Annotated in this window: 22 protein-coding genes; 14 read left to right on the top strand and 8 right to left on the bottom strand. The window is 72.8% G+C overall.

Translation table 11 applies throughout. The annotated features are described in order from the left end of the window. Nucleotides 1-18 precede the first annotated feature (18 nt). Nucleotides 19-957 (top strand): aldo/keto reductase, encoded by a 939-nt coding sequence (locus I6A81_RS06300; protein ID WP_203001995.1) that lies wholly within the window; start codon nt 19-21, stop codon nt 955-957. A gap of 92 nt (nt 958-1,049) precedes the next feature. Here I6A81_RS06300 and I6A81_RS06295 read toward each other — a convergent pair whose 3' ends face one another. After that, nucleotides 1,050-1,691, bottom strand: a complete 642-nt coding sequence (locus tag I6A81_RS06295; RefSeq protein ID WP_203001996.1) for a CoA transferase subunit B — start codon at nt 1,689-1,691, stop codon at nt 1,050-1,052. Beyond that, on the bottom strand, nt 1,688-2,434 hold the full coding sequence (locus tag I6A81_RS06290) for a CoA transferase subunit A (protein ID WP_203001997.1): 747 nt from the start codon (nt 2,432-2,434) through the stop codon (nt 1,688-1,690). Before I6A81_RS06290 ends, I6A81_RS06295 begins: the two co-directional genes overlap by 4 nt. A gap of 545 nt (nt 2,435-2,979) precedes the next feature. Here I6A81_RS06290 and I6A81_RS06285 point away from each other — a divergent pair. From I6A81_RS06285 to I6A81_RS06265, 5 genes are all read left to right on the top strand, one after another. After that, nucleotides 2,980-3,678, top strand: a complete 699-nt coding sequence (locus I6A81_RS06285) for a vWA domain-containing protein (protein WP_203001998.1) — start codon at nt 2,980-2,982, stop codon at nt 3,676-3,678. A 161-nt stretch (nt 3,679-3,839) separates the two neighbouring features. After that, on the top strand, nt 3,840-4,031 hold the full coding sequence (locus I6A81_RS06280) for a hypothetical protein (protein WP_203001999.1): 192 nt from the start codon (nt 3,840-3,842) through the stop codon (nt 4,029-4,031). A 38-nt stretch (nt 4,032-4,069) separates the two neighbouring features. Beyond that, a complete protein-coding gene (locus I6A81_RS06275; RefSeq protein ID WP_203002000.1) occupies nt 4,070-4,453 on the top strand; it encodes an ArsR/SmtB family transcription factor in 384 nt (127 codons plus the stop codon). After that, nucleotides 4,453-4,935, top strand: a complete 483-nt coding sequence (locus I6A81_RS06270) for an SRPBCC family protein (protein WP_203002001.1) — start codon at nt 4,453-4,455, stop codon at nt 4,933-4,935. Before I6A81_RS06275 ends, I6A81_RS06270 begins: the two co-directional genes overlap by 1 nt. Before the next feature lie 109 nt (nt 4,936-5,044). Then, the gene (locus tag I6A81_RS06265; RefSeq protein ID WP_238441459.1) at nt 5,045-5,638 is read left to right on the top strand and encodes a TIGR03086 family metal-binding protein; all 594 of its coding nucleotides are present in this window, start codon (nt 5,045-5,047) and stop codon (nt 5,636-5,638) included. Between the two features lie 74 nt (nt 5,639-5,712). On the opposite strand, the gene I6A81_RS06260 is transcribed toward I6A81_RS06265, so the two are convergent. The 3 genes from I6A81_RS06260 to I6A81_RS06250 all read right to left on the bottom strand — a co-directional run bounded on the left by I6A81_RS06260 (nt 5,713) and on the right by I6A81_RS06250 (nt 8,334). Beyond that, nucleotides 5,713-7,335 (bottom strand): hypothetical protein, encoded by a 1,623-nt coding sequence (locus I6A81_RS06260; RefSeq protein WP_203002002.1) that lies wholly within the window; start codon nt 7,333-7,335, stop codon nt 5,713-5,715. Nucleotides 7,336-7,411: 76 nt separating this feature from the next. After that, on the bottom strand, nt 7,412-7,582 hold the full coding sequence (locus I6A81_RS06255; RefSeq protein ID WP_203002003.1) for a hypothetical protein: 171 nt from the start codon (nt 7,580-7,582) through the stop codon (nt 7,412-7,414). Nucleotides 7,583-7,716: 134 nt separating this feature from the next. Further along, nucleotides 7,717-8,334: a LysE family translocator gene (locus tag I6A81_RS06250; RefSeq protein WP_203002004.1), complete on the bottom strand. Its 618-nt coding sequence runs from the start codon at nt 8,332-8,334 to the stop codon at nt 7,717-7,719. Nucleotides 8,335-8,870: 536 nt separating this feature from the next. Between I6A81_RS06250 and I6A81_RS06245 the strand changes: the two genes are divergently transcribed. Next, nucleotides 8,871-9,269, top strand: a complete 399-nt coding sequence (locus I6A81_RS06245) for a hypothetical protein (RefSeq protein WP_203002005.1) — start codon at nt 8,871-8,873, stop codon at nt 9,267-9,269. 85 nt (nt 9,270-9,354) lie between these two features. Here I6A81_RS06245 and I6A81_RS06240 read toward each other — a convergent pair whose 3' ends face one another. Then, nucleotides 9,355-9,771, bottom strand: a complete 417-nt coding sequence (locus I6A81_RS06240; RefSeq protein ID WP_203002006.1) for a type II toxin-antitoxin system VapC family toxin — start codon at nt 9,769-9,771, stop codon at nt 9,355-9,357. Then, nucleotides 9,768-10,061 (bottom strand): type II toxin-antitoxin system Phd/YefM family antitoxin, encoded by a 294-nt coding sequence (locus I6A81_RS44730; protein ID WP_203002007.1) that lies wholly within the window; start codon nt 10,059-10,061, stop codon nt 9,768-9,770. The genes I6A81_RS06240 and I6A81_RS44730 overlap by 4 nt, the downstream gene beginning before the upstream one ends. Nucleotides 10,062-10,579: 518 nt before the next feature. On the opposite strand from I6A81_RS44730, the gene I6A81_RS06230 reads away from it, so the two are divergent. The 3 genes from I6A81_RS06230 to I6A81_RS06220 all read left to right on the top strand — a co-directional run bounded on the left by I6A81_RS06230 (nt 10,580) and on the right by I6A81_RS06220 (nt 14,951). Continuing rightward, entirely contained in the window at nt 10,580-11,620 is a 1,041-nt protein-coding gene (locus tag I6A81_RS06230) for an LLM class F420-dependent oxidoreductase (RefSeq protein WP_203002008.1), read from the top strand. 357 nt (nt 11,621-11,977) lie between these two features. Further along, a complete protein-coding gene (locus I6A81_RS06225) occupies nt 11,978-13,252 on the top strand; it encodes a CapA family protein (protein WP_407661260.1) in 1,275 nt (424 codons plus the stop codon). Nucleotides 13,253-13,463: 211 nt separating this feature from the next. Next, a complete protein-coding gene (locus I6A81_RS06220) occupies nt 13,464-14,951 on the top strand; it encodes a VWA domain-containing protein (protein WP_203002009.1) in 1,488 nt (495 codons plus the stop codon). Nucleotides 14,952-15,409: 458 nt separating this feature from the next. On the opposite strand, the gene I6A81_RS06215 is transcribed toward I6A81_RS06220, so the two are convergent. Continuing rightward, a complete protein-coding gene (locus I6A81_RS06215; protein ID WP_203002010.1) occupies nt 15,410-16,357 on the bottom strand; it encodes a methionyl-tRNA formyltransferase in 948 nt (315 codons plus the stop codon). Between the two features lie 444 nt (nt 16,358-16,801). Between I6A81_RS06215 and I6A81_RS06210 the strand changes: the two genes are divergently transcribed. The 4 genes from I6A81_RS06210 to I6A81_RS06195 all read left to right on the top strand — a co-directional run bounded on the left by I6A81_RS06210 (nt 16,802) and on the right by I6A81_RS06195 (nt 26,548). After that, nucleotides 16,802-18,502, top strand: coding sequence for an ABC transporter transmembrane domain-containing protein (locus I6A81_RS06210; RefSeq protein ID WP_407661259.1), 1,701 nt, complete (start codon nt 16,802-16,804; stop codon nt 18,500-18,502). Beyond that, a complete protein-coding gene (locus tag I6A81_RS06205; protein WP_307874495.1) occupies nt 18,499-20,379 on the top strand; it encodes an ABC transporter ATP-binding protein in 1,881 nt (626 codons plus the stop codon). Before I6A81_RS06210 ends, I6A81_RS06205 begins: the two co-directional genes overlap by 4 nt. Before the next feature lie 250 nt (nt 20,380-20,629). Next, the gene (locus tag I6A81_RS06200; protein ID WP_203007610.1) at nt 20,630-25,540 is read left to right on the top strand and encodes a diguanylate cyclase; all 4,911 of its coding nucleotides are present in this window, start codon (nt 20,630-20,632) and stop codon (nt 25,538-25,540) included. Between the two features lie 249 nt (nt 25,541-25,789). Next, nucleotides 25,790-26,548: a hypothetical protein gene (locus I6A81_RS06195; protein ID WP_203007611.1), complete on the top strand. Its 759-nt coding sequence runs from the start codon at nt 25,790-25,792 to the stop codon at nt 26,546-26,548. Nucleotides 26,549-26,854 lie beyond the last annotated feature (306 nt).

Here is a 26,854-nt window from a genome sequence, read left to right as displayed (position 1 = left end):
CACCTTTCTGGAGGATGTATGCGGACGCGACCGCTGGGCGCGACGGGACCCGCCGTGTCCGTCGTCGGCCTGGGCTGCAACAACTTCGGGATGCGCATCGACGCGGCGGCGAGCGCGGTCGTCGTGCGCGCGGCGCTCGACGCCGGGATCACCCACTTCGACACCGCCGAGATGTACGGCGGGGGGCGCTCGGAGGAGTTCCTGGGCGCCGCGCTCGGCGCGCGCCGCGACGAGGCCGTCATCGCGACGAAGGTGATGCGCCGCCCGAAGGGCGAGCCCTACGCGCCGGGCATCCTGCGCAGGCGCATCCTCGAGGGCTGCGAGGGCAGCCTGCGCCGGCTCGGCACCGACCGGATCGACGTCTACTACCAGCACTTCGTCGATGTCGAGGGCTCGAACGCCGAGGCGATGGAGGCCCTCGACGAGCTGGTCCGCGCCGGCAAGGTGCTGCACCTCGCCTGCTCGAACGTGACCGCCGCCGAGATCGAGGAACGGGCGGCGTTCGCCGCCGAGCGCGGGATCGCGGCCTTCACCGCGGCACAGATCGAGTGGAGCCTGCTCAACCGCGCCGTCGAGGCGGAGATCGCGCCGGCGGCGGTCAAGACGGGCATGGGCATCGTGCCGTACTTCCCGCTGGCCTCCGGGCTGCTGTCGGGCAAGTACGCGGCCGGTCAGCCGTTCCCGGAGGGCACCCGGCTGGCCTCGGCGCCGTACTTCGCCCAGGCGGCGACCCCGGAGAACTTCGCCTACATCGACGAGCTGACCGCGTTCGCCCGCGAGCGCGGCCACACGATCCTGGAGTTGGCCGTCGCCTGGCTCGCGGCCCAGACCGGCGTCTCGTCCGTCATCGCGGGCGCGACCAGGCCCGAGCAGGTCGCGGCCAACGCCGCGGCGGCGTCCTGGGAGCTCACCCCCGCCGACCTCGCCGCCCTGCCCCAGCCGCCCGCCGCCGCCTGATCGTCAGGCCGGTTCCCGGCCGACGCCAGCGCTGGGAAGCGGGAAGGCCGACGCCGGTGGCTTTCGCCGCCGGTGTCGGCCTTCCTGGTGAGTCAGTCCAGGGCGACGGTGATCTCGGGGCCGGTGGCCTTGCGGACCTCGTCGACGGTGACGTCCGGGGCCAGCTCGCGCAGGACGAAGCCGGTGCCGGGGACGACGTCGAGCACGGCGAGGTCCGTGATGACCCGGTGCACGCAGGCCTTGCCGGTCAGCGGCAGGGTGCAGGTCTCGACGAGCTTGTGGCTGCCGTCCTTGGCGACGTGCTCCATCATCACGATGACCCGCCGCGCGCCGTGGACGAGGTCCATGGCGCCGCCCATGCCCTTGACCATCTTGCCGGGGATCATCCAGTTGGCCAGGTCGCCGCTGGCCGCGACCTGCATCGCGCCAAGGACCGCGACGTCGACGTGACCGCCGCGGATCATGCCGAATGACGCTGCCGAGTCGAAGAACGACGCCCCCGCCAGGACGGTGACGGTCTCCTTGCCGGCGTTGATGAGGTCCGGGTCGACGGCGTCCTCGACCGGGTACGGGCCGACGCCGAGGACGCCGTTCTCGCTGTGCAGGACCACGGTGACGCCGTCGGGCAGGTAGTTCGGCACCAGCGTCGGCAGGCCGATTCCCAGGTTGACGTACTGGCCGTCGGACAGCTCCTGGGCGACCCGGGCGGCCAACTGGGTACGCGTGAGGCTCACGCCGACACCGTCCTCTTCTCGATCCGCTTCTCGACGCCCGGGGCGTGCACGACCCGCTGCACGAAGATGCCCGGAGTGTGGATCTCGGCCGGGTCGAGCTCGCCCGGCTCGTAGAGCTCCTCGACCTCGGCGATCGTGATCTTCCCTGCGGCGGCGCACAGCGGGTTGAAGTTCGCCGCGCTCTCCCGGTAGACGAGGTTGCCGTGCCGGTCGCCCTTCCAGGCGTGCACCAGCGCGAAGTCGCAGACGATCGCCCGCTCCAGCACGTACTCGACACCGTCGAACGCCCGCGTCTCCTTCGGCTCGGAGGCGAGCGCCACCCCTCCCCGGCCGTCGTAGCGCAGCGGCAGACCGCCCTCGGCGATCTGGGTGCCCACGCCCGCGGGGGTGTAGAACGCCGGGATGCCGGCGCCGCCGGCGCGCAGCCGCTCGGCGAGCGTCCCCTGCGGGACCAGCTCGACCTCGAGCTCCCCGGCGAGGAACTGCCGCTCGAACTCCTTGTTCTCCCCCACGTAGGAGCCGGTGGTCCGCGCGATCCGGCCGGCCCGCAGCAGCACGCCCAGGCCCCAGCCGTCGACGCCGCAGTTGTTGCTGACCGTCCGCAGCGCGGAGACGCCGGCCTCGTACAGCGCGTCGATCAGCGCGCTCGGAATGCCGCACAGGCCGAACCCGCCGACCGCCAGCGACGCTCCGTCGCCGATGTCCGCCACCGCGTCGGCCGCGGCCGCCACCACCTTGTCCACCGCTCTGTGTTCTCCGTTCACTCCGTCGCTTCGCTCGCTACGGCCGCTTCCTCGCCCCTCGGAAGTGACCTCCGTTCGTTGATCGCTCCCCGTCCATCGCCTCGGCGACGGACGGACCCCGCTCGCGCTCGCCGTCGCCTCCCGAGTCGCCCGGGCCGGGCCACCCCGTCCCACGACGGCCCACTAGTTAGCGCCCGCTAACCTCCGCCAGGCTAGTGGCCCCGCTCTGGACCGTCCAGCGCCGGGAGGGCCCGGCCCGGCCACGGCCCGCCGCGCCGTACCGGAACGCATCAACTTCGCGACACCACGGGCGGCGTGGCGTCACCGCGTGCTCAGCATGTCTCGAGGGGTCACGCCCGACGGTCCCGTCGGCGGCCCGGAGTCAGCCGGTCGCCACGAGCCCTCGGTCGCCCGCCTCCGACCGGGACGAGACCCGGCCCGCCGCTCACGCGCCCGCGTCCGACGTCGCCCGGCATCGTCCGCCGCCGATCGCCCTTCCCCGGACAGCAGCCTGACCGCCGCCCCGACCAGAAGGAATCCGGAGCATGAGCCTCCCCAAGGAAATCCCGCCGACCGCCATCGACATCGTCTTGTGCATCGACGTGACCGGCAGCATGGCCTCGATCATTGAGACGGTGAAGAAAGATGCCTTGACCTTCCACAGCCGGCTCACCGAGGAGATCGCCGCGAAGGGCAAGTCCTTGGGCCAGCTTCGGGTGAAGGTCATCGCCTTCCGGGATTTCGGGGACCGGGCGGACGACGCCATCCAGGAGTCGGAGTTCTTCGTACTCCCCCGGGCGGCGCGCCCGTTCAAGACGTTCGTGGGTGCCCTGCGCGCGACCGGTGGCGGTGACGCGCCGGAATCGGCGCTGGAGGCACTGGCGCTGGCGATCCAGGCACCCTGGGAACGCGAGCTGCCGCGCGCCCGGCACGTCATCGTCATGTTCACCGACGCGGCGGCGCACCCACTCGGCAAGCACAAGTCCAAAGCTCGCTCCCACTACCCCCAGCACATCGCCCAGGACTTCGACGAGCTGTTCGCCCAGTGGGGCCATGAGGCCAGCACATCCGCGCTGATGGACGCCTCGGCGAAACAGCTCGTGCTGTTCGCGCCCGCCGACCCGCCGTGGACCGACATCGCCGACGACTGGGACGACACCCTGCACGCTCCCTCCCGGGCCGGGAACGGCCTCGAGGAGGTCGACATCAAGGAGATCATCTCAACGATCGCGTACCGGCTGTGAGCCGCCCGCGCCGCCCCTGACGCCGTCGACGGCCCAGCTCCCCGGCGGCCCGGAGCCGCTCCGGCTCGGACGGTTCGACCCGTTCGACGGGTGTCCGGACCAGGTGGCCGAGCGGGCCGGCACTGTTCGCCGAGGGCCACACGCGGGCAGCGGCTGGGCGAGTGAGCGGCGGTGAGCGTCCCCCGCGCGTCGTCGTCGCCGTCGCCGTCGCCGTCGCCGTCGCCGTCGCCGTCGTCGTCGTCGCCGTCGTCGCCGCCGCGGGCAACGGGCAACGGGCAACTGGCAACTGGCAACTGGCAACTGCATCCAGACTTCTCAACCAGATGGTTGACATCTGCTGGCGATCGACTTAGCCTTGTCGTCAACCAGTTGGTTGAGGAGTCGAGGAAACGTGGACCAGCTTTCCCGGGTGTTCGCGGCGCTCGCCGATCCGACGCGGCGCGACCTGGTCGCGCGGTTGACCGACGGCGACGCGACCGTGGGCGACCTGGCCGCGCCCTACGACGTCTCCGTGCAGGCGGTCTCCAAGCACCTGAAGGTGCTCGAGCAGGCCGGCCTGGTCAGCCGGAACAGCGGCGGCCACCGCAGCCCGGTCCACCTGGAGGCGCAGGTCTTCGACCTCGCGACCGCCTGGCTGGAGCGCTACCACCGACAGGCGGAGCAGCGCTACCGCCGCCTCGACGCCCTCCTCGCCGCCATGAACGACAGCGAGGCCGCGGACGGCGACGAGACACCGCCGGCCGACAATCCGGACCTTACGAAGGAGAGCGCCTGATGACCACGACCACGACCGTCGCCATCGAAGCCGACCCGAACGTGCCGATCATTCGGTTCACCCGCGACTTCGCCGCCACCCCCGAGCAGCTGTACCGCGTGCACACGGACCCGAAGCTGTTCGCCCAGTGGGTCGGCCCGGACGGCATGGACACCCGGATCGACTACTGGGATGCCCGCACCGGTGGGAGCTGGCGCTACGTCGCCGGCCGGGACGGCGCCGAGTTCAGCTTCCGCGGCTGCTTCCACGAGGTCCGCCCCGATCGGCTCGTGCAGACCTTCACCTTCGAGGGCGAGCCCGAAGGGGTCGCGCTGGAGACCCTGTGGTTCGAGGACCTCGGCGACGGCCGCACCCGCCTGCACGCCCAGTCCCTCGTCGAGAGCTTCGAGGGCCGCGACGCCTGGCTGCGCAGCGGCATGGAGGTCGGTATCGAGCAGGGCTACGCCAAGCTCGACGCCCTGCTCGCCAGCGGCGAGGTCTGAGGTGCCGGACGGGGGGACGCCGGCGGCGACCGCCACGGCGGACGCGGTGGCGACCGACACGACCGCCACGGCGGCGACGGCGCGGCCACCGGACGAGCGCGACGGTCGGCTGGTCGCGCTCGCCGACCAGCCGGCCGAGCGCCACCGGCTGATCGCCGCGACGTTCACGGACCGGGTGCTCGGCACCCGGGACTGGGACATGCCCACCCCGGTGGCCGAGTGGGCGGCGCGTGACGTCGTCCGCCACCTGTGCGAGTGGTTCCCCGGCTTCCTGGCCGCCGGGACGGGCCTCGAGCTGGAACGCGGCCCCTCGGCGGACGACGACCCCGTCGCCGCCTGGCGGGTGCACGCCGACGCCGTCCAGCGCCTGCTCGACGACCCGGCGACGGCGGGGCGCCTCCTGCGCAACCCGCACATCGGCGAGCTCCCGCTCGCCGGCGCGATCGACCAGTTCTACACGGTCGACATCTTCATGCACACCTGGGACCTGTCCCGCGCGACCGGCCAGGACGACCGCCTCGACCCCGGCCTGTGCGCGGTCCTGCTGGCCGGCATGGAGCCGATGGAGGACGTGATCCGAGGCTCCGGCCAGTACGGCACCCGGGTGGACGTTCCACCGGAGGCCGACCCCCAGACGCGCCTGCTGGGCTTCATCGGCCGCGATCCGGCCTTCACCCCCGCGCCGGCCGCCGGGCGCGGCTGACCGGCGAGAACACAGGCTGTCGCGCGGCCCGGGCGGAAAACCAGTCGAACGCGGCAGGGCGCGGTGGCCCGCGCTTACCTCGAGGCCCTGGCGATGGTGGTGATGGTGCCGTCGGGCGCGATCCGGCGTACCTGGACGTTCCCGCCGTCGACGACGTAGACCGCCCCGGTCACGTCGGCGGCCACCGCCCGGGGCTGCAGGAACGTCGCCGCCGTCGCCGGTCCGCCGTCGCCGTCCGCGCCCTCGCCGCCGGTCCCCGCGATCGTCCGGATGATCCCGTCCGGGCCGACCTTCCGGACGTTGGCGCGCCTGGGGCTGACGAGGTAGAGGGAACCGTCGGGGCCGAGCCCGAGGCTGGGGACGCTCAGCATCACCGCCGATGAGGTGGCCCGACGGCCCTCGCCGGAACGGCCGTCGGCGCTCGTGTCCCAGTAGCCGCTGCCGGCAACGGTGGTGAGCCGGCCGTCGGGGCTGACCCGTTGGACGGTGCCACTGCCGATGTTCGTGAAGTAGATGCTGCCGTCGGGGGCGTCTTCGATCGTGTTCGGCCCGCCGAGCGCGGTGGCCGTCGCGCTCGCCGGGCCGCGGGCGAAGCCCGGTTCGCCGGTTCCGGCCACCGTGGTGATGATCCCGTCGGGCGTGATTCGGCGGACCCGGTTGCTGTCGAGGTCCCCGAAGTAGATGGTGCCGTCGCCGAGCACCGCGACGTCCTCTATCCGGCCGATCCGCGCCTGCGCCGCGGGGCCGCCGTCGCCGGAGTACCCGTACAGGCCGATGCCCGCCACGGTGGTGACGACGCCGGCAGTGTCGATCTTGCGGATGCGATAGCCGTTGATGTCCGGGACATACAGGTTGCCCGCGTCGTCCCAGTCGACCTGCCCGGCGCCGGACACCGCCGCCGGGGACGCCACACCCAGGGAGGCCACCGCCTCGTCGCCGATGATCTGCGCGACGGTGCCGTCCGGGTCGATCCGGTAGACCGTGGCCTCGCGGAAGGAGTACCCGGATATGTACAGCACGCCGTCCCGGCGCACCGACACGTACTCGGGCCTGAGCCCGCCCCGGATCGGCAGCGTCTCGCCGGAGTAGGCGGGGCCTGGTTCCCCGAGGGGCACCGGATCGTAGGCCGGCGTGGGGCTGGGCGTCGGCGCGGCGGTCGTCCGTTCCGGGGCCGTGGGCGCTGCGGCCGCGTCCCCTGAGGAGCCCTCCCGGTCACGCAGGTCGACGCCGACGACCACCCCGGCGGCCACGAGCACGATGACCATGCCGACAACGAACCCCACCAGCCACGGACGACGCCGGCCACCCGGCCCGCGGGCCCGACCAGACGCCGCTGCCCCCAGCGGCCCGCCCGGCGCCGCCGCGTGGCCGGTGCCAGGCGCGGGCACCGGCCGCTGTTGCCCCGCGGCCGCGGCGACGGGCGGGCTCTCCGGGACTACCCAGGTCATGACGGCAGGTGGCGACTGTCCGGCGGGCTGGCCTTCGGGCACCGGCCACAGTTGCTCGGCCGGTGACGCGCCGGCCGCGCCGGCCACGGGCGAGGAAGGCCGCCCGCCACCGGCCGAGGAGGCATCGCCGGAGGCGGGCAGGCCGACGGGGGGCATGGTGGTCAGCGACGCGTCGGACTGCCCGCCCGCGGGAACCACCGGCCCCGAAGACGGAGATGTGTCGTCCATCGGTGTGACGCCAGCCGTCATGCCGTCCTGTCCTCGCCCACAGTGGAAACCGGTCAGCCACTCCCAAATGGGGGCATCACCGCAAACTGTGGGGATCTTAGAGGGCCGGCGGGGCGGACGCGGCGACTGGGAGGGGCTGCTCGTTGGCCAGGACGGCGGCGAGCAGGTCGGCCTCGCGGCCGGGCGGCCAGGTGCAGGCCGACCGACCCGCGCCGGTCGCGCCCACCGGGATGGCGACGGCGGGATGGCCGGTGAGGTGAACGCCCACCTGGTCGGATGAGCGCGTCAGCTGGCTCTTGCATACAACGGTTCGAGGTCACGATCCGTGTCGATCACGCGCCTGTCGCCTGGTGACCGCGTGACTCCGTCTCGCGCGAACCTGACTGGCTGACCGGAGGTGGCTCAGGGCTCGACGGCCATCCGGACGCCGAAGGCGATCAGGACGAGCCCGGTGACTCGGTCGACCCAGCGGCGGACGGGACCGTCGGCCATCCAGCGCATGACCGGGCCCGACAGGGCGAGCAGCGCGCCGTAGTAGACGGCCGTCAGGACGACGAAGATCCCGCCGAGCAGTAGGGACGTCCAGACGACGGGGGCGCCTTCGGGGATGAAGCTGGGCAGGAAGCTGACGAAGAAGACCCCGACCTTCGGGTTGAGCAGGTCCGTGAGCAGGCCGGCCGTGTACCCGGTCCCGATCAGACTCCGGCGAGGCTCGGCCACGACGTCAGGGGAGCTGTGGGGCTTGGCCCTCAGCGTGGCGAACCCCATCCAGCACAGGTAGGCCGCGCCGACGATCCGTAGTGCCAGGTAGCCGTCATGGCTCGCGGTCAGCAGGGCCGACAGACCGAGCGCCGCCGCGACCACCCAGACGGCCAGGCCCGTCATCGCGCCGAGCGAAGCCCGCAGACCGAGCCGTGGCCCACCCGCCATCAGGTTACGGATCACAACCAAGGTGTCCGGGCCTGGCAGCAGCACGACGAGCACGGACGCGACCGTGAACGTCGTGACGGCGACGAGCATTCGACGAGACTAGGACGCCAGTCCGTCAGGCGGTACCGATGGAATAGGAAGCCACTGCTGGAGCACGTCAACCTAGCCGAAGCGCTTGTTGAGGCCATTCACGTCCTGCCGCCATACAAGGCAGACCCGTCTCCGTGATGCCAGCTGCCATGGTTCGGTATGGGTCGGGCTGACCGGCTGGCCAGCCACCGGGTGCGGGCCGGCGCGGAGCACTCGACGAGCCACGACCCGGCGCCGCCGGACCCGGCCAGGCAAGACTCGGTTCCGCCAGCGCGGGCTGGCGTCTTAGCCTCGGTGGATGCTGGTCGCGGTTACCACGTTCGCGGTCGCGTCCGTGCTCGTCGTGCTGATGCCGGAGCCGGACACGCTGGTGGTGGCGCGAAACCTGATGGCGGGCGGGCCTCGGCTCGCGGCGCGGGCGTCGAACCCTGACTCGACAGCCGCCGGTCCGATCTTGGTCGCACGGGGCCTTGGAACCCAGAAGGATTGGGGGCCTGGCCGAATGACAACCGAGGCGTCGGATGCAGGATGGCGGCATGAGGAAGCTGGTGAGCGCCGGCGCGGTGGGGCTTGTCGTCGGCGTCGTCTTGACGCTGCTCGGCGTCGCCGTGGTCTCCATCGCGGGGGAACACGGCGCGCCCCGGATCGTGGCCGAGGTGTGTGACCCGTCCCTGGCCGGCGAAGGCACCGGCTACTGCGTGCAGCTCCGCGCCGACGGCTCCGAGCACGGCGAACTGTGGGTGCTCCACCGGATGGGCACCTCCACTGCCCCTCGGGTGGCTGCCTACGCCAGCCCGTTCACCGACCTCAGGTACGACCTTCCAGGCGCGTTCGAGAAGTCCGTGGCCTTCGCCGAAGATGGCACGATCACCGTGCACGGACGCGACGGGGCCGCGCTCACGCTGCCACTGGAGAATTACAAGATCACAGCCTAGCCTCATCGCCTTCGGCGTCGGGATGGCCGTCGAGCCCTGAAACTCCGGAAGCACGCGGCAGGTCAGCTGCCCGTGCCCGTGGCCGTCAGGTGCCGGTGAACGGATTGAGTATGGGCACGTCGAGCGACGCGAAGTCCTTGACGTTGCGGGTTACCAGCGTCCAGCCGTGCGCCTGGGCAGTGGCGCTGAGCAGGGCGTCCACCGTTGAACCGGGGTTGATTCCGCCGGTCTGCCCCCAGCGGCGAGCGATCTCCAACGAGACAGGCACGATCCGCCCAGCGAACGCTTCGGTCAGGGAGGCAAGCCAGACGGCGTACGAGGAGGCTTGGCGGTCGTCGCCGCGGCGGCGCAGTTGGGCAACGCCCCGTTCGATCTCGCCGAGGGTAAGCACCGACAGGTGTAGGTGGTCGGCACCGACAGAGCCGATCCAGTCGACGACGCCGGCGTCCGGGCGACTCTTGCGCGTCTCGGAGACGACGTTCGTGTCAAGCAGGAAGCTCACTGCTCATGGCCCCCTCCCGCGTGGGGAAGGTCGACAGGCCGCGGCTCGTCCGCCCGCCTGTCCTGCTCAATCTCATCCATGATTGCGGACATTTCGTCCGTGAAGTACGGCGGGCCCAGCAGGATTGACTTCAGGTCACGCTGTCGCCCAGTCAACCGGCGATATTCGTCGATGTCGATGACGACGAAGGCATCCTGGCCGTGCCGAGAGATCGTCTGGGGACCTTCACGGGTCACGGCACGCAGCATCTCGCTGAACCGCTGTTTGGCTTCCTGGACCTGCCAACGCACACAGACCTCCCGGCCAACCGATCTGTCCTGTCTAGACAGCACGGTAATGCCCCCTCCCCAGGAAGTCTCTGCCACTGTCGACTCGGACACTACCTCACCCAACAGTATCCAAGTCGGACAGACCCCGCAGACAGACCACGGCAGGCGCGCGGAGGACGAGACCTCGCCGCGCACGACAACCAACGACCTGGAGTGGCCGCGACGTCGCTGCCGCTCGTTGGCGGCGCGACGCTCACCGGCATCCGCTCCTTGGCCCGGATCATGCTCCCGCGCCCTGGCCACGCTCCCGCTGGTCACGCTCCGAGACCGGCGCCAGTTCGCCGCTGGGTCGGCCGGTCACCGGCCTCGTCCTCATCGCCTTCGGCGTCCGCCTCGCCGTCGGCGTCCGCGCAGGCGGAGCCCGACGAACGGCGGCGACGAACGTCATCAGCGGGCGGGACGGCCTAGGCTGACGGTCGGCACACCGTCACGGCCCGGAGCCGGGCCGGCGGCGCGGGCGCGGATGGAAGGCGGGCCGGATGCGGATCGGGATGCAGTTGTCCTACAGCGGCGGGTTCACCGAGGCGGTGGCCGAGCTCTCGGACTACGAGAAGGCCGGGCTGGACATCGTGTTCGTCGCGGAGGCCTACTCGTTCGACGCCGTCAGCCAGCTCGGTTTCCTCGCGGCGAGGACCGAGCGGCTCCAGCTGGGCGCCGGCATCCTGCCGATCTACACCCGCACGCCGACCCTGATCGCGATGACGGCCGCCGGGCTGGACTACGTCTCCGGCGGCCGGTTCGCCCTCGGCCTCGGCGCCTCCGGGCCGCAGGTGATCGAGGGGTTCCACGGCGTCCCCTACGACGCGCCGCTCGGCCGGACCCGGGAGCTCATCGACATCTGCCGGGCGGTATGGCGGCGCGAGCCGGTCCAGTACCAGGGGAAGTACTACACGCTGCCGCTGCCGCCCGAGCAGGGCACCGGCCTCGGCAAGCCGCTCAAGCTCATCAACCATCCGGTCCGACCCCGCATCCCGATCTTCGTCGCCGCGATCGGCCCGAAGAACGTGGAACTGGCGGCCGAGGTCGCCGAGGGCTGGCAGCCCCTGTTCTTCCACCCGGAGAAGGCCACCGCCGTCTGGGGTTCGTCGCTCGCGGCCGGCAAGGCGAGGCGCGACCCGGAGCTTGGCCCGCTCGACGTCATCGTGTCCGCCCCGCTGGCCATCGGCGACGACACCGACGGCCTGCTGGACCTCATGCGCCCGATGTTCGCTCTCTACATCGGCGGGATGGGCGCGAAGGGTCGCAACTTCTACAACAGCCTCGCCCAGCGCTACGGCTACGAGAAGGAGGCCGAGCTGATCCAGGACCTCTACCTGTCCGGGAAGAAGAAGGAAGCCGAGGCCGCGGTCCCCGAGGAACTGCTGCGCGCGACCGCGCTGATCGGCCCGGCGACCCAGGTCCGCGAGAAGCTCGCCGCCTACGCCGACGCCGGCGCGACCACCCTCACCGTCACCCCGCTCGCCGCCGACCACCGTTCCCGGGTGGCCCTCGTCGAGCAGCTCCGCACCTGGCTCAGCTAGTACCGCATCCAGCGGCGTTCGTCCGTACCAGAACGACAGCCGAGAGATCAGACGCTCCGCGTCGCTGACGGCGCGCCCCGTCTGACTGATCTTGGCCCCACGAGCGCGGCCGGCGGGGCGAACACCCACGAGGTAGCAGCAACGTGCCGAAAGTACCCCGCGTCGTCGGGTCGCCTGTCATACCTGGTGGTCACGATTCGGGGACAACTCACGACCACCAGGTATGACGGGCGCGTCCCGCCAGCGCGGCCAGCGTCCGCGCGCCCGAGTGGGCACCCGTTGGCGCGTAGCGTTGGAACTGTGAGCGTCCGACCGGCTACCGAAGGTTCCGTGACGCTGTGCCTGTGCGGCGACGTGATGCTGGGGCGTGGGGTCGACCAGATCCTCGCGCACCCCGGCGACCCGCGGATCACCGAGGTGTGCATCGAGGACGCGCGCGACTACGTGACGCTGGCCGAGCACGCAAGCGGCCCGATCCCCCGCCCGGTCGACGACCGCTGGCCTTGGGGCGACGCGCTCGCCGCCCTGGCCGACGCCGACACCAGCGCCCTGGCCGACACCGGCGTCGGCGTCGGCGTCGGCGTCGGAGCCGACGCCGGAGCCGACGCCAACGCCCACCCCGACGCCGGCGTCCTGGCCGACACCGACACGCTGGCTGATCACGAGCGAGCTGGTCGCGAGTGGGGCCATGTCGCCTTGGCCGCCCACGCGCCCGGGCGGCGGGGTGCGGCAGTCCGGGTGATGAACCTGGAGACCAGCGTCACCCGTGTCGACGACTTCGCGCCCGACAAGGCGGTCCACTACCGGATGAGCCCGGACAACCTCGGCTGCCTGGCCGCCGGCCGGCCCGATGTCTGCTCGCTCGCCAACAACCACGTCCTCGATTTCGGCCGGCGCGGCCTCGTCGACACCCTCGAGGCGCTCTCAGCCGCCGGGATCGCCTTCGCCGGCGCCGGCCGCGACGCCGAGGAGGCCTGGCGCCCGGTGACCGTACCCGCGGGCAGCCGGGGCCGGGGCCGGGTCCTGGTGCTCGCGTGCGCGGCGCCTACCAGCGGCGTGCCGCCGGACTGGGCGGCGACGGCCACGCGGCCAGGCGTCGCGCTGCTGGCGCCGCCCTGGCAAGCCGATGCCGACACGCAGGCCGACGCGATCCTGTCCCGGGTCGCCGCGGCCCGTCGGCCCGGAGACGTCGTCGTCGTCTCGATCCACTGGGGCTCGAACTGGGGATACGACGTCGACGACGACCAGATCCGGCTCGCGCACGGGCTGGTCGACGGCGGGGTCGACGTCGTCCACGGCCACTCGTCGCACCATCCGCGACCCGTCGAGATCTACCGCGACAGCCTTGTTCTCTATGGCTGCGGCGACTTCATCGACGACTACGAGGGCATCACCGGCCACGAGTCCTACCGCGACGACCTTCGCCCCCTCTACACGGTCGTGGTCGACGCGAGTACCGGGACTCTCCTCGATGCACGGCTGACCCTCCTGCGAACCCGCCGCCTGCGGCTCGAACGTGCCGCGACCGGCGACGCCATCTGGCTCGCCGAAACCCTGGACCGCGTGAGCCGCCCCCACGCGACCCGCGTCATCCGCGCCCCTTCCGGCGACCTCACCCTCTGTCCGGCCTGACCCGGCCGAGAGCCTGACCTTCGCCAGCGAACCGGCAGGGCGGCCGGCGACGGGGCGCGCGGTCGTGGTGGGCGGGCGTCGCGGCGATCGGCCGGCGTCGCGGCGATCGGCCGCCCCTCGCCGCCCCCGAATCCGAGCTCACGAGGCCCCCACGCTCGCGAGCCCATAGGATGCCCCGCGCAGTATCGACCGATCAGGGGGCGATGTCGCCATGGGGACGACCCAGCTGACGCCAGGTGGGAACGCTCCGCTGTCGGGTGGACCGGTCAGCGCCACGGTGACGGCGGCGGGCCGGGCGATCGACGTGTCCGCGGTGCTGCTGACCGCGGCCGGGAAGGTCCGCGGCGACGACGACCTGGTGTTCTTCAACCATCCGGCCCAGGACGGTGTGCGCCTCGACGGCGCCACCGTCACCGTCGACATCACCCGGATACCCGCGACCGTCGCCAAGGTCGTCGTGACCGCGAGCATCGACGCGGCACGCGCGACGGCGGTCTTCGACGCGGCGAGCACCCCGACAGTGGAGATCGTCGATGGTGCCAGCCGGTTCGCGTTCGCCCCGCCGGCCCTGACCCACGGCGAGACCATCGTCCTGCTCGCCGAGATCTACCGGCGCAACGACCAGTGGAAGGTCCGCGCCGTCGGCCAGGGCTACGCCACGGGCCTGGCGGGCCTGGCCTCCGACTTCGGCATCGTCGTCGACGACCCCGGCACCCCCGCCCAGACCTCGGCGCGCCCCGTCGGCCCGTCGCCAGCCGCCCCGCCAGCCCCGCCCGGCCCGGCAGCCCCGCCGGCATCCGTCGGCCACCCGGCCATGGCCGCTCCCCCTCCTGCCGGCCGGCGGCCAGCCCCGCCAGGCCCGCCGGCTCCCCCGCCTCCGGCTACCTCCGCGCCCTGGCGGCCGGCGCCCGCTCCCTGGCCGGGAGATCCCGGCCAGGGGACGCCAGACCGGTGGGGAGCGAGCGCGCCGCCCGCCTCCGGCACCGCCAGCGGGGACACGCCCGCGCTCAGTCTCGAGAAGGTCCAACGGACGGCGCCCGGCCTGGTCAGCCTGTACAAGGAGGCCGGAGTCAGCCTGCGGAAGAAAGGCGTCTCCGGGCAGCGGGCAGCGGTCTACCTGGTCATGGACCATTCGGGCAGCATGTCCGGCTACTACCGCAACGGGACCATGCAACGGCTCGCCGAGCAGGTCCTCGGCCTGTCCGCCAATCTCGACGACGACGGCGTCGTACCCCTGGTGTTCTTCTCCCACGAGGTCAACCTGGTCGACGAGATCGGCCTGGCCGACTACCACGGCCGGATCGAGTCACTGCAGGCCAAGCTCCCGTGGGGCGGCACCAACTATGTCCCGGCCATGCGGGCCGTCATGGAGCACCACCGCGCGAACTGGAACGGCCACCCGGCATTCGTCGTGTTCCAGACCGACGGCGCCCCCTTCGACCGCCGCCAGGCCACCGACCTGCTGCGGCAGACCAGCAACCTCCCGATCTTCTGGCAGTTCGTCGGCTTCGGCCAGGCCCGCCAGCTGAAGTTCCTGTCCAAGCTGGACACGCTGGCCGGCCGCGTGGTCGACAACGCCGGCTTCTTCGCGACCGGACGCGACCCGCGCGCGCTCACCGACGCCGAGCTCTACGACCAGCTCCTCGCCGAGTTCCCGCTGTGGCTGTCCGCCGCCCGCGCCGCCGGCATCGTCGGCTGACTCCGCCCGCGCCGAGGGCCCACGGCGCCGTGCAGTGGACCGACGACTCCACTGCACGGCACGCCAGAAACCGCCGGGTTTTCGCGAGTCACACCAGGTCACCGGCACCGGGCCTGGTGGTTCGCCGCCCAGAAGCACCGATCCGGCGCTCACAGATCTTTCGGACGGATCCCGGAACGCGGATCCGCGTACACAACTGGTGATCTTCAGCCCGCCCCATCCCACCCCGCTCCGGCCCGTAGATCACCAGATGTGCGCGGAATCCAGGGACACGACGGGCGGAAATCACCGAGCACCACACAGAACCGATGATCAAGAAACGAAGCGGGGCTCGCGACGTCTCATGATCGGCGGATGTGCGCGCGAATCGGCGGTTCGGCGGCCCCGTCGAGATCCGCGGGGACGACCGTGGGGCACGGGCTACCGCCAGGCCGGCTGACGGTGCCGCCGGACCGCGTTCAGGGACGGTCGGTGAGGTAGCCGCCCATGGTGGTGAAGTAGTCGGGGGCGGCGAGCTCGGTGCCGTCGTCGAGCCGGACGCGCCTGATGCGCAGGCCGTGGCCGCGGCCGCGGCGGGCCTCGGCGCCGGCGGCGATGACGACGCCGTCGCCCTCCCGGATGAAGATCCGGCCGGGGGTGCCGCCGTAGATGCCGTCGGAGATGTCGGCCTCGATGACGCGGACCCGCTCTCCGTTCCGGTAGGTGAAGGCGTTCGGGTACGGGTCGGAAAGCGCCCGGACGAACCGGTCGAGCTCCTCGGCTGTCCAGGTCCAGTCGATGAGGCTGTCCCGCAGGGACCGCTTGTGGAAGAAACTCGCCTTCGACCGGTCCTGCTTCACCCATTCGGTGCGGCCGGACTCGATGAGCGCCAGGCCGTCGACGGTGATCGGGCCGAACAGCGCGAGCGTCTTGTGGAACAGGTCGGCTGTCGTGTCCCGGGGGCCGACCGGGACGGCGCGCTGCAGCACGATGTCACCGGCGTCGAGGGTCTCGTCCATCATGTGGGCGGTCACCCCGACCTCCCGCTCACCATTGATCAGCGCCCAGATCAACGGAGAGAAGCCGGCATAGGCCGGCAGCAGCGAGTCGTGAATGTTCAGCGTGCCCAACGGCGGCAGGCCGAAGATCTTCGGTGGGATCCAGGTACGCCAGTTGGTGGCGACGATGACGTCCGGGGCGGCCGCCTTGAGCAGGTCCATCAGCTCGTCGTCGTCCGGGCGGGAACGGATCGCCACCGGAACACCGCTCTCCTCCGCGAGGTCCGCCACCGAGTCGGACCAGATCTTCTCGTATGGCTGATCACTCTGTGGATGGGTGACGACGAGGGTGACCTCGTGGCGCGAGTCGAGCAGCGCCCGCAGGGTCCGGTGCCCCCACGTCTGGTAACCGAACATGACGACACGCATGACGCGAAGCTCCTTGGAGTCGAGCGCGCCCAGCCCAGGGTCAGGCAGGGCCCAATGATCCTTCTGGCGGGTCCATCAAGGTGTCAAGCCATTCCGCTCCGGCTGCTCGATCCCGTGGCGCCAGCGCGCGACGCGCACGACCGGCATGTCGGCCTCCTCCCGAACAGGGCGACTTAGGTTAACCTCACCCCTGCGTCCAGCGCGGCCGTTCCTACCGCGGGGCGACCCGCGGCGGCCCCTCGCGGCACCGGTGGACGCGCGCGACCAGCACACACGACCAGCGGAGGACCTCGTGGGACGGGTGACCGGGTGACCGAGGCAACCGCGGGAGACGGCACCGCCGTGCCCTTGGACGTCGCCGGTGCCGAGCGGGCCGGGCCCGACGCCGCGCCGGCGCCGGCCACGCCCACGCCGACCGCGCCCGCGCGCCCGACCGGGCCCGAGCTGCTGACCGGCGCCATCGCCAGCCAGCGCCGCCGCATCCTCGGCTCATCCCTGCTCGGCATCACCTACCAGGGCGGCGAGGCCAGCGTCCCGATCGTCATCGGCGTCATCATCGACCGGGCCGTCGCGAACGGCGACGGTGGGGCGCTGCTCGGCTGGCTCGCCGTGCTGCTCGGCGTGTTCGTGGTCCTGTCGCTGTCCTACCGGTTCGCGGCACGCCTCGGCGAGGCCGCGTCCGAGCACGCCGCCCACGAGCTGCGGCTGCGGCTGACCGACCGGGTGCTCTCCCCGGCCGGCGGCGCCGCGGCCGGCCGGCTCGCCGGTGAGCTGGTGAACGTCGCGACGAGCGACGCCAGGCGGGTCGGCACGGTCAACATGGTCATTCCGATGGCGCTCGCCGCGCTCGCCGGCATGGTCGTGACCAGCGTCGCGTTGTTCCGCATGTCGACGCTGCTCGGCCTGACCGTGCTCGGCGCGGTGCTGCCACTGATCATCGGCGCCCAGCTGCTGGCCGGCCCGCTGGAGCGGCGCGCCGGAGCCGAGCAGGACCGGGCAGGGCTCGCCGCCGGCGTCGCCGCCGACCTGGTCAGCGGCCTGCGGGTCCTCAAGGGCCTGCGCGCGGAGCCGGCCGCGCTGGCCCGCTATCGGCTGACCAGCCAGGAGGCCCGGGGCGCGGCCGTGCGCGCCGCCGCCGCCCGCGGCTGGAACTTCGGCGGCCTGCTCGGCCTGACCGGCGTGTACCTGACGGTCGTCGCCCTCGTCGCCGCCCGGCTGGCGCTCTCCGGCAGCATCAGCGTCGGTGAGCTGGTCGCGGCCGTGGGCCTCGCCCAGTTCCAGCTCGCGCCGCTGGGGATCCTCGCCTTCGCGAACGGCGAGTACGTGATGGCCCGCGCCTCCGCCCACCGGGTCGCCGAGGTCCTCGCCGCCCCGCCCGCGGTGGCCGCCGGGACGGACCCGCCCGCCGCGCTGGCGACGCCGGTACGCGGACGCCTCGAGCTGCGCGGTGTCACCCACGGCCCACTCGCCGGCCTGGACCTCGCCGTGGCGGCGGGCACGATGGTCGGCGTCGTCACCGCCGACCCGGCAGCCGCCACGGCGCTGCTCGCGGTGCTCGGCCGCGAAGCCGACCCGGCGGCTGGCGCGGTCGCGCTCGACGGCGTCGACCTCACCCTGCTCGACCCGGCCACCGCCCGCGGCGCGATCCTCGTCGCCGCCCACGACGCCGACCTGTTCGACGGCACCGTCGAGGACAACGTCGCCGCCGCCGTGGCGGCGAGGTTCGCGAGCGGCGGCGCGGACCGCGCGGCCTGGCTGGAGCGCGCGCTCGCCGCCGCGGCGGCGGACGAGGTCTGCGCGGCGCTGCCCGACGGCGCCGCCAGCGGAGTCGGCGAGCGCGGCCAGGCGCTGTCCGGCGGGCAGCGCCAGCGGGTCGCGCTCGCCCGGGCGCTCGCCGCCGACGCTCCCGTGCTCGTCCTGCACGACCCGACGACGGCGGTCGACGCCGTCACCGAGGCCCGGGTCGCCGCCGGCCTGCGGTCGCTGCGCGCGGGCCGCACCACCCTGCTCGTGACGACCAGCCCGGCGCTGCTCGACGTCGCCGACCGGGTCGTCCTGATCGCGGACGGCGCGGTCGCCGCGGACTCGACCCACCATGACCTCGTCGACGCGCGCGACGACTACCGGACGGCGGTGCTCGCGTGACCGGCACGGAAGTGGCCGCGGCCGAGCCGGCGGGCCAGGCCGCGCACGCGACTGCCCAGCCCGGCGGCGGGCGGGCGCCGCTGCCGACGGCGACCGGCGCCGAGACCTGGCGGGCGGTGCGGGCGCTGCTGCGGCCCCGGATCGGGCTCGCCGTGCTCGCGCTGCTGGTCGTCACCGCGGCGACGGCCGCTGGGATCATCATCGCCCCGGTGCTCGGCCATCTGATCGACCTGGTGACCGACCAGCGGCCGTCGAGCGCGCTGACCTGGCCGATAGTGCTGCTCGCGGTGCTCGCCGCCGTGCAGGCGGTCGCGACCGCCTACGGCCTGATGCTCGTCGCCCGGGTGAGCGAGGGGATGCTCGCGACGCTGCGCGAGCGGTTCGTCGCCCGGGTGCTGCGGCTGCCGCTGGAGCGGGTCGAGGCCGCCGGGTCCGGCGACCTCACGTCCCGGGTGACGAACGACGTGTCGGTCGTCGCCGAGGGCGCCCGCGAGGCGCTGCCGGCGCTTGCCCGCTCCGGGCTCGCGATCCTGCTGACGCTCGGCGGCCTCGCCGTGCTCGACTGGCGGTTCCTGCTCGCGGCGCTGCTGGCCGCGCCGATCCAGTGGTGGACCGTGCGCTGGTACCGGCGGGACGCGGTCCCGCTCTACCGCCGCCAGCGGATCGCCGAGGGTGAGCGCCAGCAGCAGCTGATCGACACGGTCGGCGGCGCGGACACGGTCCGCGCCTTCCGGCTCGGCGACGACCACCTGGAGCGGGTGCGCGGCCGCTCCAGAGCCGCGGTGGACCTGATCCTCGAGGGCTCGCGGCTGTCGACCCGCTTCTTCGGCCGGCTCAACGTCGCCGAGTACGTCGGCCTGACCGCGGTGCTGGTCGTCGGCTTCTTCCTGGTCCGCGCGGAGACGGTCACGATCGGGACCGCGGCCGCGGCCGCGCTCTACTTCCACAACCTGTTCACCCCGATCAACACCGCGCTCAGCCTGGTCGACGAGGCTCAGAAGGCCACCGCCAGCCTCGCCCGGCTCGTGGGCGTGGCCGACCTCGCCGACCCCGACGAACCCGCCGCCGCCGACGGGCCGCTGGGGGCCGGGGCGGGCGCGACAGGCTTCGGCGAGGAGGCGGACGGTTCCGTCCGCCTCGACGGGGTGCGGCACGCCTACGTCGAGGGGCATGACGTCCTGCGTGACGTCACGCTCACCGTTCCCGCGTCGACCACGGTCGCGCTCGTCGGCGCGAGCGGCGCGGGCAAGACGACACTGGCGAAACTGATCGCCGGGATCCACCGCCCGACCGCCGGCGCGGTCGTCGTCGGCGGCGCGGACCCCGCCGCGTCCGCGCCCGGCGCGGGCACGCCGCGGTCGGTCGTCCTGGTCACCCAGGAGGTGCACGTGTTCGCCGGCCCGCTCGCCGACGACCTGCGCCTGGCCAGCCCCGACGCCGACGACGCGGCGCTGCTCACGGCGCTGGAGACCGTCGGCGCGCGCGGCTGGGTGGAAGGGCTGCCCGAGGGCCTGGCGACGGTCGTCGGCGACGGCGGCCACCGGCTCACGGCCACCCAGTCCCAGCAGCTCGCGCTCGCGCGGCTCGTGCTCGCCGACCCGCCGGTCGCGATCCTCGACGAGGCGACCGCCGAGGCCGGCAGCGCCGGCGCCCGCGTCCTGGAGACCGCCGCCGCCGGGGCGCTCGCCGGGCGCACCGCGATCGTCGTCGCCCACCGGCTCACCCAGGCCGCCATTGCCGACCAGGTCGTCCTCCTGGACGCCGGTCAGATCGCCGAGACCGGCACCCACGACGACCTCAGCGCCGCCGACGGCCCCTACGCCGCTCTCTGGACCGCCTGGTCCGACACCCGCGTCCGCCCATCCCCGCACCAGTAGACAACGACGGGCCGAGTCGCCCTTCGCGACCTACCAGTCCCACCACCGGGACGGCGACGTCCCCGGGGGTGTCCCGCGGGAAGCCATTCGGCGGACGCCGCTGATCGTGACGGGTGAGCCCTGACGGGTGCTGGCCGCTGTCACCTCCGGCTCGTCTCGAGCTGAGTCCACCCGGTCGTCCTGTTGCGTCGCCATGCTCGCGGGAAGGCTGGGGAGGTGGGCCGCGGGTTACAGGGCGTGGGGTGGGCAGATGGGTTTCCAGCGAACGGCACCGAGCCGGGATCCGCCGTTGGCGGCGCAAGGGGAACTGCTGCATGAGACGGCGCGGACCCGGGTCGCTCGGCTGATGTTCCCGTCCGGAAGTGTGATCCGGAAGGAACCGCTGGGCCCTGACGCAGCGCGACGGTGGCGGCATGAGGTCGAGATTCTCGAGCGGTTGTCCGGGGTCGAGGGGGTCGCGCAGCTGGCGGCCGATATGCCGCCGTGCCCGGGGTCGATTCTGCTGGCCGACGTCGGTGGCACGGCGCTGGCCGAGCGGACGACGCCGCTCGATCAGGCCGAGCTGGTCGATCTGGCCGGATCGCTCGCGCGCGCCGTGGCGAGGATGCACCAGCGGGGTGTGGTGCACCGGGACATCAACCCGGCGAACATCGTGGTCAGCGGGGAGCAGGGCGCGCCGTTTCTGATCGACTTTGCTCTGGCCACCACCTTCGCGGCGGTCCAGCCGGGGTTCGTCCACCACAGCGAGATCGTCGGGACGCTGCCGTACCTGGCGCCGGAGCAGACCGGCCGGACCGGCCGCCCAGTCGATGCGCGGGCCGATCTGTACGCGCTCGGGGCCACCCTGTACGAGCTGGCGACCGGCGCGCCGCCGTTCGGCACGGACGACCCGCTGCGGATCATCCACGACCAGCTCGCGCGGGTGCCGGTGGCGCCGTCGGCCGCGAACCCGGCGGCGCCGGCCAGCCTGTCGGCGATCATCATGCACCTGCTGGAGAAGGAGCCGGACGATCGCTACCAGAGCGCCGACGGGCTGGTACACGATCTCGCCCTGCTGGGCCGCGGCGCGCCGGTACATCCCGGCGAGCACGACGTTGCGGCTCGGATCCTGACGCCGTCCCGGCTGGCCGGGCGCGAGGAGGAGATCGGAAAGCTGGGCGCGGTGTTCACCGACGCGATGGCGGGCCGCTGTCGTGGGCTCCTCGTCAGCGGAGCGCCGGGGGTGGGCAAGACCTCGCTCGTCAACGAGCTGCGGCCGATCGTGGCCGGCAGCGACGGCTGGTTCGTGGCGGGCAAGTTCGACCAGTATCGCCGTGACCAGGAGTATGACGCGGCTCGGCAGGCGTTCCGGGCGTTGGGCCGGTTGTTGCTGGCCGAACCGGAGGACGACCTGGTCCAGCTTCGGGAGCGGCTCCTGCCCACGCTGGGACCCAGCGCCGGACTGGCGGCCGCCGTCGTCCCGGAGTTCGCGACGTTGCTGAGGGTGCCCCCGGAGCCGGGGGACCCGATGACCGTGCAGGCGCGAACGCGGCGTCTCGCGGTGGAGACATTGCGAGCTGTCGCTTCACGCAGACGGCCGGTGGTGTTCTTCATCGACGACCTGCAGTGGGCCGGGCGTATGCTGCTGGGCTTCGTCGACCTGATCCTCGGCGGTGCGGAGCAGGTCGAGGGGCTGTTGCTGGTCGGCGCGTACCGGGAGAGCGAGGTGGACGCCGCTCATCCGCTGGCGCCGCTGCTGGTTCGCTGGCGGCAGCCGGACGGTCCGTGCCACCTGCGGTTGGGCAACCTCACGCCGGAAGGTCAGGCAGAGATGGTGGCCGACCTGCTGCGCCTGCCCCCGGAGCCCGCCGCCGAGCTGGCGCGGCTGACAGCGCCGTCGACCGGAGGCAACCCGTACGACACCGTGGAGCTGCTGGGCGCGCTGCGCCACGACGGCGTCCTGGTCCCCGGCGACGGCGGTTGGCGATGGGACCGGTCCGCGCTGCGCGGCCGGCTGGAGCGCGTGGACGTGACCGAACTGCTGACCGCCCACGTGGCCACGTTGCCGCCGGCCACCAGGGAGGTGCTGGAGGTGATGGCGAGCCTGGCCAGCCAGGTGGAGCTGAACCTCCTCGAGTCCGCGACCGCGCTACCAGGGGACGAGGTCGAGCGGCGACTCGCCCCCGCGTTCGCGGACGGCCTGCTGGTACTGGAGTCCGATGGCCGGCCCGGCGTGCGGTTCCACCACGACCGGACGCGGGAGTCCGTCCTGCGCGGCCTGAGCTCGCAGGCGCTACGCGCCGAGCGGTTGCGCCTGGCCCGCCGTCTGGCCGGCCACGACGAGTTCTTCACCGCCGCGGCAGCACAGTACCTGCCCGTTGCCGACGCCGTGCGCGCCCCCGCCGAGCAGCGGCTGGTGGCGGAACTCTTCCGGCGCGCCGCCCATGAGGCGCGGCTACTGAGCAACTACCCGCTGGTGGAGCGGTTCCTGACCGCGGCGGTAGCGCTCATCGACCCGACCGACACCGACCAGTTGATCGCGACCCACACGGGCCGGCACGCCGCCCTCTATGGCCTCGGCCGGCTGGAGGAGGCCGACGAGGTCTACCAGACCATCTGCCGGCTGTGCACCCACCCGGCCGGGCGCACGGCCGCCACGGTGGTACAGGTCAGAAGTATCACCAACCGGGGCCGCGCCGACGAGGCGATTCGGCTCGGCCTCGACCAGCTGCGCCAGATCGGCCTGGCCGTCCCGGACCGGGAGGACCTCGACGAGGAGATCGACCGTGGGCTGGACGCGGTCTATCGGTGGATCGACCAGACCAGCGAGTCCGACGATCTACGCCGGCCGAGAATCACCGACCGCTCGAAGGTCGACGCCTTCCGGGTTGTCGACTCTCTCCTGCCCGCGGCGTACTTCTCCGATCAGGCGATCATGGCCTGGCTGACCGTGCAGGCGCTGCGGATGTGGGCACGGCATGGCCCGGATCCCGCCCTGCTCAGCCCGGCCGGCCATGCCACGTTCGTGACCAGCGTCCGCCGGCAGGACTATCGCACCGGGTATCGCATCCTGCGGCGGATCCTCGCGGTTGATCGGGCATCCGGTTTCGAACCGGACATGTTGCAGGCGCGGTTCCTGTACGTGGCCGGTACCGGTCACTGGTTCGACCCGCTCGAGGACAACGTGTCCGAAGCGCGCCGCGTGCTGGAAGGACTTGTCCAGAACGGCAACCTGCAGAACGCGTCCTTCACCCACTGCGTGCTGCTGGACGACCTGCTGGACTGCGCACCATCGCTGGACGCCTTGGCCGCCGAGGTCGACGAAGCGCTGGCGTTCGCCGCACGTATTGGCGACGGACGATCGGGGGAGGTGTTCCGGAGCTGGCGCCGGCTGGCACGAGTACTGCGCGGCGAGGCCGTGGATTCAGCGGCCGACGAGGCGGCCCAACTGAGCATGCTGGCCGTCAACCCGCTCACGGCCGCCTATCCGCATCTCAACCGGGCCCTCGCCGCGGCCATCCTCGATCGTCCGGCCGAGCTTGCCCAGCACGCGGAAGCCGTCATGCCTTTGCTGCCGTTCGTCGAAGGGATCTATGTAGTGGCAAGGGCGCACCTGCTGCGGGCCATGGCATTGACCTGGCAGGCCCGCACCACTACGGAGATGGTCCGGCGCGAGGCGATATTGGCCGAGCTCGACGAGCAGGTCGCCTGGCTGGCCGGGCGGGCGGCCGACGCGCCGGTCAACTTCCTGCACCTGCTGCGCCTGGTGGAGGCGGAGCGGGCCTGGGCAGCTGGCGACTTCCGCGAGGCCGCGTACGCGTTCGACGTGGCACAGTGCGAGGCCTCCGCGCGGGCGCGCCCGTGGCACCGGGCACTGATCCTCGAACGCGCCGCCCGGTTCCACCTCGCCCACGGCATGGCGGCAGCCGGGAGCGCGTTGCTCGCCGCCGCCCGTCGCCAGTACCTGGACTGGGGCGCGACCGCGAAGGTCAGCCAGCTCGACTGGGCCCACCCGACGCTACGAGCCGAACCCGCCGGCGGGGAGCCGGCCACGCGACCATCCGCCCGGCCCTCCGCCCGCCGCTCCACCATCACCACCGGCACCATCGACCTGCTCGGCGTCGTCGCCGCTTCCCAGGCGCTCAGCTCCGAGACCAGCGTCGAAGGCCTGCGGGCCAGGGTCGTCGGCATCCTGTCGGCCATGACCGGCGCCACCGGCGTCCACCTCCTGCTACGCGACAAGGAGCGGCGCGACTGGTCGGTGCCGGCCGGCGACACCGGCACCGTCTCACTCCGCGAGGCCGGCTGCCGGCGCCTGCTCCCGCCCTCAGTCATCCGCTACGCCGAACGCACCCACGAACCCGTCGTCGCCGACGACGCCACCCGCGACGACCGGTTCTGCCGCGACCCCTACCTCGCCGACCTGGACCGCTGCTCCCTGCTCGCCATACCCATCATGATCGGTGGCGAGCTACGCGCCATGCTGCTGCTGGAAAACCGGATGATCCACGGCGCGTTCACCACCGAACGCCTCGAAGGAATCATGCTCATCGCCGGGCAGCTGGCCGCCTCCCTCGACAATGCCCAGGTTTACGCCTCCCTGGAACGCAAGGTCGCCGAACGCACCGAGCAACTCGCCGCCGCCAACCAGCGACTCGAACAGCTCTTGGTCACCGACCAGCTCACCGGACTGGCCAACCGGCGACGCCTCGACGAGGTCCTCGACGTCGAATGGCACCGCGCCACGCTCCAGCGCGCGCCCCTCGCCCTGGCGATGATCGACATCGATCACTTCAAGCTCTACAACGACCACTTCGGACACACCGCCGGCGACCGCTGCCTGCGGCGGGTCGCCACCTGTCTGGCCGCCAACACCCGCGCCACCGACCTCGCCGCCCGCTACGGTGGCGAGGAGTTCGCCGTCGTGATGCCGGGCACCGACACCGACGCCGCGGCCCAGCTGGCTCGGCGCCTGTGCATCGCCGTCGCGGAGCTCGCCGAACCACACCCGCCAGCCACCCACCACGTCGTCACCGTGAGCATCGGCGTCACCGCGACCACCCCCACCCCCGACGACGACCCGACGACCTTCGTCGAACGCGCCGACGCGGCGCTGTACCGGGCCAAGAACGGCGGCCGCAACCGGGTGGAAGCGACACTTCCACCCCCCGCGCCGCGATAGCTGACGGTCACGGATGTGCCCGAGAACACCGCCCGTCCCGACGCTCCCGAGGGCGACGAGCCGCCACTCCGAGAAACAACGTTCCGACAATTCATGATCAGCGACAAGCGGCCCGGCGGCGGGCCGGCCGTCGCTGATCGGTGTGTGGTCTCAGCGCCACGTGACTGGCGGCCAGAAACACGGAACCATCGTCGCGGAGCATCCGTCCAAAGGCGCGACATTGATTCCGCGCATTCTCTGGGAGGGCGAATGGCTGTTCCCCCGGCCCACGTCCGGCTGACGGTTGTCGTGGCGATGGCCGCGGTCGTCGCGGTCGCCGGCTGCGCGGGCGCGTCCGAGTCCGCGGCACCCGCGGCGGTCGGCGCGAGCCCGGCCGCGTCCACCAAGGCAAGGATCTGCGATCCCGACACGTTCCCGGAGCCCACGGTCCAGCCCGAGGCCACCGGGCCCGTGCCCGGCCTGGGCGAGCCGGGCTTCACGCCGCGCCCGGTGCCGGACCCGCTGCCACTTGACGCCCTCGGCCCGTTCGAACGGGCCGACCAGGAGCTGGCGCTGGAGTTCCCGACGACCTACGGCGGCTGGCTCAGCAAGGACATGGGGACGTACACGGTGCTGACGGTCGGCGAGCCGAGCGCCGAGCTCGTGGCGGCCGTGGAACGGCAGCTCGCCGAGCTGCCCGACGAGCTCATCGCCTCCGGAATGGGCGAGGCGATCGTGCGGCGGGCGCCCCTGCCCACCGCGGTCTTCTCCCCGACGGCCAGGTTCTCGCTGGTCCAGCTGCAGGACACCGCGCGTTCCCTGCGCCCGGCGCTGGACTGCCCAGGTGTCTGGGGCGTCGGCCAGAACAGGGCGAGCAACCAGGTCGTCCTCAACATCGACGGCTCGACGGCGGGCCGTCAGTCCGCCGACGAGATCGTCGCCGACCATCCAGCCGGCATGATCGACGTCCAGGTGGGAGACGTGCCCACCGCCGGGACGGTCCCCAGCGGCGCCGTCACCACCGGATGACGCCGACGCCACCGGATGACGCCGACGGCGCTGGCGGCGGTCAGCCAGCGGGCGAACTCAGCGAGGAACGGTCGTGGAGCTCGGCGCCGGCGAGCACGCCCCGGGGCGGCGCTGGCGAGGTCCGACAGCGACGAGGGCCCTCGGTCGCGCGACCAGGCACTCGACGTGGGCCGGCCCGGCGGTCGCGCGCCGCGGTTCGGTCCCGGGCGGGGGCCCCGGGGGGGGGGGGGGGGGGGGGGGCGGGCGCGGGGGGGGGGGGGGGGGGGGGGGGGGGGGGGGGCGGGGGGGGGCGCCCGGCGCGGCCGG

This window comes from Frankia nepalensis (genome assembly GCF_016786325.1).
GTDB classification, from domain to species: domain Bacteria; phylum Actinomycetota; class Actinomycetes; order Frankiales; family Frankiaceae; genus Pseudofrankia; species Pseudofrankia nepalensis.
Note: the sequence above shows the minus strand (reverse complement) of the source record. Positions and strands in the feature narration are given on the sequence as shown.